This is a genomic window from Sphingopyxis sp. BE259, from assembly GCF_031457495.1.
In the GTDB taxonomy this organism is placed as follows: Bacteria; Pseudomonadota; Alphaproteobacteria; order Sphingomonadales; family Sphingomonadaceae; genus Sphingopyxis.
Genome location: NZ_JAVDWM010000001.1, coordinates 1858302 through 1870972, shown reverse-complemented (window position 1 = coordinate 1870972; position 12671 = coordinate 1858302). Strand labels below are relative to the sequence as shown.

Sequence of the window (12671 nt, the reverse complement as noted above, 5' to 3'; positions counted from 1 at the left end):
GGATCACCAGATGCGCGTGCGGTCCTCGGGCTTCAGATAATATTTCGCGCCCGCCTGGACGCTGAACGCCTTGTACCACGCGTCGACGTTCCGCACCGGGCCGATGATGCGCCACCGCGCCGGGCTGTGCGGGTCGCTCGCGACCTGCTGCTTGATCGCATCCTCGCGCTGCTTCGTCCGCCACGCCTGCGCGAACGCCAGAAAAAAGCGCTGATCGCCGGTCAGCCCGTCGATCACCGGCGCCGGCTTGCCGCCCAATGACCGCCGATAGGCGTCATAGGAAACCTCCAGCCCCGCCAGATCGGCGATATTTTCGCCCATCGTCAGGTCGGGATTGATGAACGCTCCGGGTGCGGCTTCATAGGTCGCATATTGCGCGCCGAACGCCTTCGCGGCGGCATCGAACTTAGCCGCATCTTCGGCAGTCCACCAATCGCGCACCGCACCGTCGGCATCGATCTTGCGCCCCTGATCGTCAAAGCCATGGATGATCTCGTGGCCGATCACCGCGCCGATCGCACCATAATTGACCGCGTCATCGACGCTTTCGCTGAAATAGGGCGCTTGCAAGATGCCCGCCGGAAACACGATCTTGTTTTCCAGCCCGCCATTATAGGCGTTCACTTCTTGCGGGTTCATCGCCCATTTCTTGCGATCGACCGGCTGGTTCAGATCGGCCAGCCCATAGGCATATTCGAACGCTGCGCTGCGCTTCACATTGCCATAGAGGTCCGCCGGATCGATCTTGAGCCCCGTATAATCGCGCCATTTGTCGGGATAGCCGACCATCACGTCCATCTTGGCCAGCTTGGCCAGCGCGGCCTCCTTCGTCGCGGGCGCCATCCAGCTGTTGGCGCGGATACGGTCACCCATCGCCAGCTTCAGATTGGCGACCAACACCTCCATCTTTGCCTTGGCGCTCGCGGGGAAATATTGCGCCGAGTAAGTTTCACCGACCAGCTCGCCCAAACTGCCATCGACCAGCGTCAGCCCGCGCTTCCACCGCGGCCGCAGCTCAGAAACCCCGCTCAATGCCTTGGAATATTCGAACCGGCTGTCGACAAACGGCTTGGACAGATAGGGTGCCGCATTGTCGGCGACGTGGAATTGCTGCCACAGCTTGATCGTGTCCAGCGGGGTCTTGGCGTAAAGCGCCGCAATGTCGCGCACCGCGGTCTTTTCGTTGACGATGATGCGTTTCTGCGGTGCAATCCCCGCACCCGCGAACCACGCGCCCCAATCGAGCCCGGGTGCATAGGCCGCAAGCTCGTCCGACGACATCGGGTTGTTGATCTTGCCGATGTCGCGGCGGTCGGCGATTGCCCAGCTGACCTTTGCAATTTCCGTCTCGAAAGCCAGCACCGCGTCGGCCGCCTTTTCAGGATCGGCGTTGCCGGCCATCTTCATCGTCCGTGCGATATAGGCGCGATACGCATCGCGCTGCGGCTTGAAGCCGTCGGTCAGATAATAATCGCGTTCGGGCAGGCCCAGACCCGCCTGCCCCAGCCACAGCACATTGACCGTCGGGTCGGCGGTGTCGGCATAGGGGCCGCCGCTGACGATCGTCGCGCCGAACGTCCCTTGGGTGCCGCCCATGAAGCGGGCCATTTCGGCCTTGTCCTTGATCGCTGCGACAGCGGCGACGTCGGCGAGCAGCGGCTTGGCGCCGAGCGCGTCGACGCGCGCCTCGTCCATGAAACTTTGATACAGGCCGCCGACCTGACTCGATGCGGGTGCCCCGGCGACGACCGCGCGCAGTTGGCGCTGGGTCAGGTTGTAAACGTCGTAATCGACCCCTGCCGACGCCTGGTCCGACGGAATTTCGGTGCGCGCGAACCAGCCGCCATTGGCATATTTGTCGAAATCATCGCCCGGCTTCACCCCGGGATCGCGCGCGGCTAGATCAACGCCCCAGGCGCCGAAGGTCAGGGCCTGCAGCGATTCAGCATCGGCCGATGCTTCTTCCGCGCCGCTGATCAGCGACGTCATCGGCGCGGCATCCTGCGCCAGCGCCGGCGTTGCCGACAGCGCAATCGCGATCGCCAGGCTCGCGGCCCCGCCCAGATATTTCATCATTCCCCAGTCTCCTCATGTCCCCGCGTCGCCCGAAACCGGACAACGGCCATGATCAAACTGTCCGCCTGCACAGCGGAGGGGTCAAGCGCAGCGAATGCCGCTGGTCGAAGACATTGGGAAGTTGGTGGAAATGGAGAAAGGTTCAGGCAGCCACGCCGATCTGCATGGCGTAAAAATGATCCAGCACGCCGCCTGCCCCGAAGCGAACATGAAGGAAGCCGCCGTTCCCCCATTGCGCGCCCATGCTGTTCAGCAGAAAACCGGTACGCGCGGGATAATCATAACCAACAAGCAGCATGCTGTGCCGCTTCGCGGTCGCCGGATCGATCGCCGCCGCATAGATATCGTGCCCACGGAGATCCGGAAAATTGGGCGGCACGTTCATTTCGACGACCATCGGGCCGTGCCTGACCAGCGCATTGAGCATCGGCGTTCCGGGCGCCACCCATTCAGACCCCGTCACCCCGATACGATCCTGGCCGAGCGTCTGGCATTGTTGAGCAGATAGCGGCGGTCCATCCGTCCCGGATTTCGCAAGCCCGTTGGCCGTCGCCGCACGCGCTGCCGCTTCTGGATTCGCGCCCTGTAGTGGATCGCTGATCCCGAGCAAGCAGCAATGAACATAGCCGCCTGCCAGCCGAATGGTCTGGTTGCGCCGCATTTGCCAACGCGCCTCTGCCATCGCGGCGGTTGCATAGCTCGTGCAAACGTTCGCCGTTCCCTGCGCCCGTTGCACAAAGCTCATCCCCCGGGTGCGCCAGTCGAAACGCTGTTCAACGAGGCTGGACTCAGACCAATGGTTGAAAGGCCGAGAATATTTGAATTGAGCCGGATTGGCGTCCGAAGGATCGACAAAAGCGGCAAAGCGATCGACGGTCGTCGTCTCAGCCGGTGCGGAAATGTCGAGCGGTGCGGGCATTAGGGCTCTACCGGGCCTTTGACCGCGTCGAGTGCCCGCCGCCCTTCGATCAACCGACGTTCGGCGTCCAGCATCGCGATCTCGTCTTCCCATTGCTGCTTTTGCGTCGGCGGCGCCGTCACTAGCGCTTTGCGCGCCGCCGCGATCTTTGCATCGATTTCCAATAGGGCCAGGTCGTCCTGCTTTTCTTTCAGCGCGCGACCATCCAGCGCCGTTTTCACGCCAGCGACTTCGGTCACAGCAGTGCTAAACAAGCCCGCCGCGACTTCGCCGGGCGCCTTGCTGTTCGTCGTCCCTGCCTCGCTGACCCGGCCATTCTCGTTGAACGCCAAATTACAGCTGATCGACGTCAAAGGTTTGCTGACGCAAGGCAGGACAAAAACGCGGCCGAGTTGCAGGAACTCGTAACGCTTCTCTTCGGCAATTTCCCACGCGCCCTTCTCGTTCTTCGTTCGCACGCGCATCAGCCCCCAATGGGGGTTACGATAAGGAATGCCCTTGGCAAGATCGGCCGCGGGCAACGTTCGCGATCCACCAGCTTGCACATAGGGGCTGTTCGGCTGCTCCGCCTCGATTTCCAGCTTCACCGCCATAGCGGTGAGATCGGCCGGGTTGATCGAAACCGACGCTGCGCCGCCCTTGAGCCATTTGTCGAACAGCGGCGCGAGCTGATCGCTCGTCGGCACGATTTCTTCGGACATCAGAATGCCATTCTGCGGCCAGTTCAGCGCAACCGAGACACTCAGTGCCTTCTTGGCGGCGTCGAGCGATTTTTTGCTATCGGCGAGCCCCTGCAATGCCCCCTGTAATGCCATATAGTCCTGGGCAAATTGCTTCCGCAACGCGGCGGGTACGGCCGCGCCCGCAGCATCAATTTGCGCCTTTCGCTTGTCAAAAACCTCTTGCGCGCTCTTCACCGCTCCGCTTCTAGTCTTGACCAACTGGGCCAGGCGATCGAGTTCCTTGATCGCGGTGTCGGCATCGGCCGTACAGGCAACGGCGGCGGTCATGCCCCCGCCACCAGCGACCAGCTTGGCAACACCCGCGGCCGACTTGATCAGCGACCCGACAATTTCAGCCGTGCGGTCGTCGGCCTTCGCGTTTATCGAGGACGGCATGCCGTTTGGAAAATATTTGATCACTGCCTCCGCCGTTTTATTGAACGCGGCAAGGCTGTTCGGATCGATGACATAGCTATGCTCCGGATCCGCCGACCGGATCCGCTCGACGACCTCGACCGACGTCTTGATGACCAAGTCTGAATCGCATTTAGCCAGCTGATAATTTATCGAGACACGAAACTGATCAAAATAGAGCGGAAACGGCGCGCCCACCGGGGTGGCCGTCCCGGTCAATGGCACGACGGCCAAGCGGGTCGTGCAGCCGCTTAGGGCAAAAGAAGACAGAATTGCCGCCATTGCGGCCGAACGCATGTACCCACCAACCATATTGGCCTCCCCCCTTTGGAAGCGCGGAGAGAAACGCTGACTGCTCCGCGGGTATAGGACCAAAACGCCAAATTTGTTCCATTGTGGTAGCATTGTCGCGTCACTATCTCACCAACACCGCGCCTCTTGCGCCTCAAGAACAAATCTGGAACATATCCCACCCATGAGTCTGACCCATATTTCCGTGCGCGGTGCGCGCGAGCATAATCTCAAGGGCGTGAACGTCGATCTGCCGCGCGATGCTCTGGTCGTCATCACCGGGCTGTCGGGTAGCGGCAAATCGAGCCTCGCGTTCGACACCATCTATGCCGAGGGCCAGCGGCGCTACGTCGAGTCGCTCTCCGCCTATGCGCGCCAGTTTCTGGAGATGATGCAAAAGCCCGATGTCGAGCATATCGACGGGCTGTCGCCCGCGATCAGCATCGAGCAGAAGACGACGTCGCGCAATCCGCGCTCCACCGTGGCGACGGTCACCGAGATTTACGATTATATGCGCCTGCTGTGGGCGCGCGTCGGCATCCCCTATTCGCCGACCACCGGCGAGCCGATTTCGGCGCAGACGGTCAGCCAGATGGTCGACCGGGTGATGGAACTGCCCGAAGGCACCCGCGCCTATCTGCTCGCGCCCGTCGTGCGCGGGCGCAAGGGCGAGTATAAGAAAGAGCTCGCGCAGTGGCAGAAGGACGGCTTCACGCGCGTCCGCATCGACGGCGAATTTTACGAAATCGGCGAGGCCCCGGCGCTCGACAAGAAATATAAGCATGACATCGAGGTCGTCGTCGACCGCATCGCAGTGCGCGAAGGCCTCGGCACACGGCTCGCAGACAGTTTCGAGACCGCGCTGAAGCTGGCTGAGGGGCTGGCCTATGTCGACCTTGCCGACGGCCCGGTTCCGGGGCGCGAGGAGGAAGATACCGGCGGGGCGATGAAGGGCGTGGGCATCCCCGCGAACCGCCTGATCTTTTCCGAGAAATTTTCCTGCCCGGTCAGTGGCTTTACGATCGCCGAGATCGAACCGCGGCTGTTCAGCTTTAACGCGCCGCAGGGCGCCTGCCCCGCGTGCGACGGCCTCGGCGAACGCCAGGAGTTCGACCCCGATCTCGTCGTTCCCAACCATGCGCTGTCCCTGAAAAAGGGCGCGGTGGTGCCATGGGCGAAATCGAACCCGCCCTCGCCTTATTATATGCAGGTGCTCGAAAGCCTGGGCAAAGCCTATGGTTTCGACCTGACGACGCCGTGGCAAGATCTGCCCGGCGAGGTACAGCTTATCATTCTCTATGGCAGCGGTGGCAAACCGGTCGAACTGACCTTTAAGGACGGGCGCCGCAGTTACACGACGCACAAGGCGTTCGAGGGCGTTATCGGCAATCTCAACCGCCGCCTGCTGTCGACCGAGAGCGCGTGGATGCGCGAGGAGCTGTCGAAATATCAGACGCCGCAGCCGTGCGAGACGTGCCACGGCGCGCGCCTGCGCCCCGAACCGCTGGCGGTGAAGATCGCGGGCGAGGACATCAGCAGGTCGGCACAGCGATCGGTCGCCGACGCGCTCGACTGGTTCAGCACTCTCGACGCGAAGCTGAACGCCACTCAGCAACAGATTGCCAAGGCGATCCTGAAGGAGATCAACGAACGGCTCGGCTTTCTCAACAATGTCGGGCTCGACTATCTGAACCTCAACCGCACCAGCGGGACGCTGAGCGGCGGTGAGAGCCAGCGCATCCGCCTCGCCTCGCAGATCGGCTCGGGCCTGTCGGGCGTGCTCTACGTCCTCGACGAGCCGAGCATCGGACTCCACCAGCGCGACAACGACCGGCTGCTCGCGACGCTCAAACGCCTCCGCGACCTGGGCAACACGGTGATCGTCGTCGAGCATGACGAGGATGCAATCCGCCACGCCGACTATGTCGTCGATATGGGCCCCGGCGCCGGGCTGCACGGCGGCGAGATCGTCGCCGAGGGAACGCTGGACGAGGTGCTGGCGAACACCAAAAGTCTGACCGCGGCCTATCTCAACGGCACCAAGCGCATCGAAATCCCCAAGATCCGCCGCAAGGGCAATGGCTTCGACCTGGTGCTCAAGGGCGCGCGCGCCAACAACCTCAACAATGTGACCGCGAAGATCCCGCTCGGCACCTTCACCTGCGTCACCGGCCTCAGTGGCAGCGGCAAGTCGAGCCTGATCATCGACACGCTGTACGCCAGCGCAGCGCGGGTACTCAACGGCGCGCGGATGATCGCGGGGCCGCACGACAGCCTGAAAGGGCTGGAGCATTGCGACAAGGTCATCGACATCGACCAGTCGCCGATCGGCCGCACCCCGCGGTCGAACCCCGCGACCTACACCGGCGCCTTCACGATCATCCGCGACTGGTTCGCGGGCCTGCCCGAAAGCCAGGCGCGCGGGTACAAGCCGGGGCGGTTCAGCTTCAACGTCAAGGGCGGGCGGTGCGAAACCTGCACCGGCGACGGGCTGATCAAGATCGAGATGCACTTCCTGCCCGACGTGTATGTGACGTGCGAGACGTGCCACGGCAAACGCTACAACCGCGAAACGCTGGAGGTGAAGTTCAAGGGCCACAGCATCGCCGACGTGCTCGACATGACGGTCGAGGATGCGACCGAATTCTTCAAGGCGGTGCCGTCGATCCGCGAGAAGATGGCGATGCTCGTCCGCGTCGGGCTCGGCTATATCAAGGTCGGGCAGCAGGCGACGACCTTGTCGGGCGGCGAGGCGCAGCGGGTGAAGCTGGCCAAGGAGCTGTCGCGGCGATCGACCGGACAGACGCTGTATATCCTCGACGAACCGACCACCGGGCTGCATTTCGAGGATGTCCGCAAGCTGCTGGAGGTGCTTCAGCAACTGGTCGAACAGGGCAACAGCGTGATCGTGATCGAGCATAATCTGGATGTCATCAAGACCGCCGATTATATCCTCGACCTTGGCCCCGAGGGCGGGGTCAAGGGCGGTGAAATCGTCGCGAGCGGCACGCCGGAGCAGGTGGCGAAGAACCCGCGGAGCTTTACCGGGCAATATCTGGCGCCGATGTTGAAATAGAGGGCGTCGCCCCTCCCCCGCTTCTTCGCACCTCCTGGCATCGTCTCCCCCTTCCCTGTATCGTCACCCCGGGCTTGACCCGGGATCCATGACCACCTGGGTTGCTTGGACCCCGGGTCAAGCCCGGGGTGACGGTGGTGAGGGTACCGCCAGCCTTCGTGACCCGGTGCTTTGTCCGCCGTTCCGCCCATCTCGGCACGGCGCTAAGGCTGTCCGCCTTTGCAGTAAGGAGCGGACCGATGGCGGCTGGCAAATCGATTTTCGGCAAGGCGATCGGCTTTGCGGCTGGTTTGATGGGCGCCGGCAACGGGCAGGCGGCGGCGCAGCCGGTCGATGAAGCCGCCGCACGCGCCCAGGCCGACGCCGAGCATGAGCGCATCTTGCGCAGTCTGCGGCTGGTCGTCCGCGAAGCCGGCTCGACGGCTTATCGGAACCAAATTCTGGTCGAGCAAGGCGCCAACGCCGACGATGTCATCTTTACCAGGCCCTTTGCCAAGGGGCTGGAGTTGATCCTTGTCGCCGACCAGCCGACCACCAGCAAGCCATGGATGCTGCGCGACCTGAAGCTGTACAAGGTCACGCAGGACGAGATCATGGCGCTCGGCCGTCGTCAGGTGCTGGCGATCCTGCCGTCGCTGCCGCCCGCGGAGGCGGTGGCGGGGGGTGTCGTGATGGTGCCCAAGATGGACTATCTCGCCAGCCTGATCCTTGCCGACGGGTGGGACGCGCTTGATGCGGCGCTGGGCGGCAATCTGCTGGTCGCGGTGCCGTCGGACGATGTGCTGATCGTTGCCGACGCGCGCGCCGCGGACATCGGCGCCAAACTGCCCGCCTTTGTCAAAGCCCAGTTCGACGACGCCAATCGGTCGGTATCACCGCTGGTGTACCGGCGCCAGGGCGGCGCGTGGGTGACGGCGGAGTGAGCGCGGGCGGCCGCCCCTCTTCCCTTTCATCGTCACCCCGGGCTTGACCCGGGGTCCATAACCACACCGCCGCATGGATCCCGGATCAAGTCCGGGATGACGAATTTGGGGTGGTTGTTCCGCCTCCGCCTAATGCCACACGGCCGACAGCGGGTAGAGCGCGATCAGCCAGACGAGACAGGCGAGCACGACGCGGCGGTCCTTTGCCGCGATCGCGAGCAGCGCGACGGGGAAAAAGCTCCAAGCGATGATGATCGCGCGCAAGCTGGTCGGGGCGGGCATGCCGACCAGCCACGCGACGGTGGCCACCAACACGACATTGCACAGGAACACCCCCGCAATCACCTTGCGGTGATGCTTGTCGAAATGCGCGTTGAGGTCGCTCCATCCCTCCGGATCGTCGGGAAACACCAGCGATGCGGCGACATAATAAAGCGCGGTGACGACGAAGCCGCCGAACAGCACCGGCCAGGTCAGCGGCAATGTGTCGCGCAGCGCCCAGCCATAGCTCCAGAAGGTAACAACGTCGCACGACACGAACAGCCCAAGCAGCGCGGTCGGCCAGCCGATGCGGACGCGGTGGCTGGCCTTGAGCGCGCGCGCCAGCCCGCCCAGCCCCTCGGCCAGCGCGAGGCCGAGGATCAGCCCGAACAGCGAAAAGATGAATTCAAACCCGCTCATAGGCCCCCCGGCGCGACACCCCTGTCATCCCGGCGCGATCCGGGGTCGATTGCCCTGCCCTATCCGAACGCGGCGCCCGATCAAGCCCGCGCGCGGCTGAGCAGTGCGGCAAAGGACGGCGGCGGGCGCGATGTTGGTCCAAAGTTCAGCAAAGTTCAGCCTTACGCGCTGTTTCGCCGTCACCCTGCCGCGCGCGGGACAATCCGTCGCAGGGAGGTGTCCGCACGCCGGGCGGCAACCGCTTTTGTCGATGATTTGAAAGAGCCGGAGTGAAGGCTGGCACAGCGGAATAATGTAGGAAAGCGGTTATTTTCCTACATCGATACCCGGCCTGAGCCTTCCCTCGCTCGTCACCCCGGACTTGATCCGGCGTCCATGACTTCGCGCGTTGCTATGGATCCCGGATCAAGCCTGTCCTGAGCCAGTCGAAGGGTCCGGGATGACGAAAGAGGCAAAAAGCCACTCTCGCAAGCGGGAGGGGAAAATCCTGTCATCCCACCACCCGCGCCGTCACATCTTCGCCCGAGAACATCCGCATCACCGGCGGCTGGGGTGAGAGGGCGCGCACGTCATCCCGGACTCGATCCGGGATCGGCGACGAAGGCGCCCGATGCAGGGACCGCGAAGTGGGCGCGCACCGCGGCCATATCCGCCCACTCCTCGACAAAGACGAGGCGGTCGGACTGTTCGACATCGATATGGCAGTTGTGCGCCAGACACCCCGCCTCGCCGCGCGACCGCGCGCTATGCGCGGCGCCGAGCGCGATCATGCGCTCGCGATGCTCGGGGGTCAGGATGACGTGGCCGGTGACGAGGATCAATGATTTAACGCATTCTGCACAAGGCTGAGTTGCTTCAGTCGACCCGCCACGTTCTCTAACGAAAATTCTTTGAATCCGCCCGATTTTAACCACTCTTTCCTTGAGCTTTCTGCCATTCCATAACAGGTATGGAGCATCGCAACGAACTCGTCTCTAATAGAGCTGAAGATTGGCAATTTAGCCATAAACAAAGCATCCGACGGAGTGGACTGCGGCGTATGGCCAGCAAAATCTCCTACGATAACAAGACCAAGGTTTTGATGTCCCGCCATCTCTCTATCCATCCAGAGATGGTTGTTAAGTGATTGTCCTATCTCATCCTTATTTAGCAGCGAGTCCCTTTCCTTGTCCGTCTTCAACTCCACGCCAAAGCCTTGCTGACAGGAATCATCGATCCACAATACGTCAGGGCCGACGTCGCGGTCATTATCAGGCCGAGTACTCGTAAAGCCTAGAGCTTCGCCAAGCGCACGAACCGCTTCTTCGACTTGATTTGGACTTCCACCATCAAGGCAGAGAAGGTCTGTGTTGAATTTACTGATACGTCGATTAAAACTGTCTCTACTTCCTGAAACCAAAGCCAAAATACGGCGCTGAGGTTCGGTCAGACCATCCTCGCCCTCGATCGCGCCCGCTTGACCTCGATCCAAGATAATGAGGCCGTCACCCGTCTGACTTTTGGCGCGATTAAAGTACACTGACGCGTCCTGCGTTTCACCGGAAGCGAACAAGCATCCACCGATCCAAAGGTTCAACCAACCAGCATATCGAGAATCAGAGCGAGAAACCTCTGTGACAATTTCATCGAGTGCCAATCGGGCTTGATCATAGTTGCCCATCCAAATATTTTTAGCAGCCTCCGCTTCTGCTTGCGCAGCTAGGAGATTACGCTGTTCCGCCTTTTCCGCAGCAGTCGTAATATTGACTTCAATCTGATCAGCCTCGAGAAACTGAGTGTAGAAATTCAACCAGCCTTGATCTCTGGGAACGCTAAGCAGAACTTTAGCGGTCAATTCCGAAAATGAAGCCAAGCTACGAATATTCATCGAGTTTTGAACGGTCTGACCAAGCAGGATTTGGCTCTGGAGGAGCTTGGGAAGCCGAGCCACGTTCTTTCGCCGTCCAAGCCACATATTGATATCGTTGCCTGTGATAATGAATACGCCGTAGTCGCTCCTTCCACGATTAATCCGGCCAAAAAGCTGAACAATTCTGTTAGCCATTCGCGAAGAAATAAAATTGTCTATTGATAGCACCTCGTGCTGATAACGCTCAACGAGCGACGATCCGACGGGTATCCCGTCAATAACCATTAGCCTGCAAGTATCATTCGGGAGATCGATTCCGTCGACGCGGGAGACCAATAAAAAGCAACCCGAATCCGCGGAACGAAATGCGTCAAGCTTAGAGCTAAACTCATCTTTCGGTGGAGGCGATGCAACGCTCGCCCACCGTGAAGCTGCAAAATAGCTCGGGACAGCAATCAGAGTTTTTATCTTCGAGCTTATTCCTTGAATAAAAGATGGCTCAATCTTCAAATTATTAGATAAAAACCTCTCAAACAATATCAATCTTTCGCCGTTACCGGCATCATTATTTGGCTCGATGATGTGATCTGGTTTGCGGCCAAACGCCCGCACGACATCAGCTTTGTTTTTCAATGTCGCTGAGAGGTAAATCCTCCGAACTTTGCGTCGAAATATGTCCAAAGCCAAGCTAGGTAAGAATGGTGGAGCGACTTGCAAAACGCCGGATCTAAAAACAAATGAACATAGACCTAAATGATCTTTGAGATGCTCATACGGAAATTTATGATCTAGCTTGCTCGTGTCTAGGTGCGCGCGAAACAGTGCTTCTACCATTTCGCGATTTTCATAAACAGCGTCGGGAGGGACAAGTACTAACTTTTTTGCTCCAGGCGCATTATTTATGGCATCTCTATACCGATTTTCTCTGTTAGATCGCTGAAAATATCCTAGAAAGAGCCCGGCGACTTTACTGTAAAGATCACCATCCCTATCTGCGCGGATTTCAAGGGTAAACGAGTCTCTAATTGCCGCTTCTGCTACATGGGCATCATCAAATATTACGGCCCCCGGAAAATGATTCTTAATTATGCTACTCATGCCGTTGAAAATGGACGAGTAACTTGTAATGCAGAATGAGTTTCCAAGTTCAAATTCTGAGTTGCTGTAACGACCTTCCATTCTTGTGGTGACAGACATGCCAAAATTCATGGCCTGCTTCGCAGTTTGAATCACCAAATCATTCGTAGGACATGCATAGACGACGTTATCGACGCCTTCATTTACGAGGCTTTGCGCTATCAACAGGCCAACCAAAGTTTTCCCTGCGCCTGTATTTAGAGACAGCAAGATGTCGGATTGATCGCGAAGAACCTTCCACTGTTCCAACGCCTGGGCTTGGCCGTGCCAAAGATCATTTGGGACATTGCCAACGCGAGGCAAAGATGAGAAAATTCGGAAAGGATCGTCTGAAGCAGGAGCCCTAAACGGCATTGGTATCTGATTAAAATCCATTGGACTCCCCTCATTAATTCAAAGCAACAATACACGGTTGATTTGATAGCTCCATGAATTTCAAACCAAGCCTCAAAGGGGACAGGTGGCCGGACACTCCATGACACTTCCATGACAATCCCTGTCACAAACACGTCACACAAAACCCCCAAATGGCGCTCAGCGAGTCGCCGCGGGGGTGGTGGCTTGGTTCGGTAACGACCCCCAT

General features: G+C 59.9%; 8 protein-coding genes. 2 read left to right on the top strand and 6 right to left on the bottom strand.

The features are described 5' to 3' along the window. Window positions 1-3: 3 nt before the first annotated feature. The 3 genes from J2X44_RS09050 to J2X44_RS09040 form a co-directional block, all read right to left on the bottom strand. On the bottom strand, window positions 4-2076 hold the full coding sequence (locus tag J2X44_RS09050; RefSeq protein WP_310089177.1) for a M13 family metallopeptidase: 2073 nt from the start codon (window positions 2074-2076) through the stop codon (window positions 4-6). A gap of 142 nt (window positions 2077-2218) precedes the next feature. Further along, on the bottom strand, window positions 2219-2995 hold the full coding sequence (locus J2X44_RS09045) for a C1 family peptidase (protein WP_310089176.1): 777 nt from the start codon (window positions 2993-2995) through the stop codon (window positions 2219-2221). After that, window positions 2995-4413 carry a hypothetical protein gene (locus J2X44_RS09040; protein WP_310089175.1) on the bottom strand — a complete coding sequence of 473 codons (1419 nt, stop codon included), beginning with the start codon at window positions 4411-4413 and terminating at the stop codon, window positions 2995-2997. Before J2X44_RS09040 ends, J2X44_RS09045 begins: the two co-directional genes overlap by 1 nt. A 193-nt stretch (window positions 4414-4606) precedes the next feature. On the opposite strand from J2X44_RS09040, the gene uvrA reads away from it, so the two are divergent. Together uvrA and J2X44_RS09030 are read left to right on the top strand one after the other, a co-directional pair. Further along, window positions 4607-7498, top strand: a complete 2892-nt coding sequence (gene uvrA / locus J2X44_RS09035; RefSeq protein WP_310089174.1) for an excinuclease ABC subunit UvrA — start codon at window positions 4607-4609, stop codon at window positions 7496-7498. 239 nt (window positions 7499-7737) lie between these two features. Then, window positions 7738-8421: a hypothetical protein gene (locus J2X44_RS09030; RefSeq protein WP_310089173.1), complete on the top strand. Its 684-nt coding sequence runs from the start codon at window positions 7738-7740 to the stop codon at window positions 8419-8421. A 129-nt stretch (window positions 8422-8550) separates the two neighbouring features. On the opposite strand, the gene J2X44_RS09025 is transcribed toward J2X44_RS09030, so the two are convergent. The 3 genes from J2X44_RS09025 to J2X44_RS09015 form a co-directional block, all read right to left on the bottom strand. After that, a complete protein-coding gene (locus J2X44_RS09025; RefSeq protein WP_310089172.1) occupies window positions 8551-9102 on the bottom strand; it encodes a hypothetical protein in 552 nt (183 codons plus the stop codon). Window positions 9103-9671: 569 nt separating this feature from the next. Continuing rightward, window positions 9672-9923 (bottom strand): antibiotic biosynthesis monooxygenase, encoded by a 252-nt coding sequence (locus J2X44_RS09020; protein ID WP_310089171.1) that lies wholly within the window; start codon window positions 9921-9923, stop codon window positions 9672-9674. After that, window positions 9920-12463: a DEAD/DEAH box helicase family protein gene (locus J2X44_RS09015; protein WP_310089170.1), complete on the bottom strand. Its 2544-nt coding sequence runs from the start codon at window positions 12461-12463 to the stop codon at window positions 9920-9922. The genes J2X44_RS09020 and J2X44_RS09015 overlap by 4 nt, the downstream gene beginning before the upstream one ends. Window positions 12464-12671 lie beyond the last annotated feature (208 nt).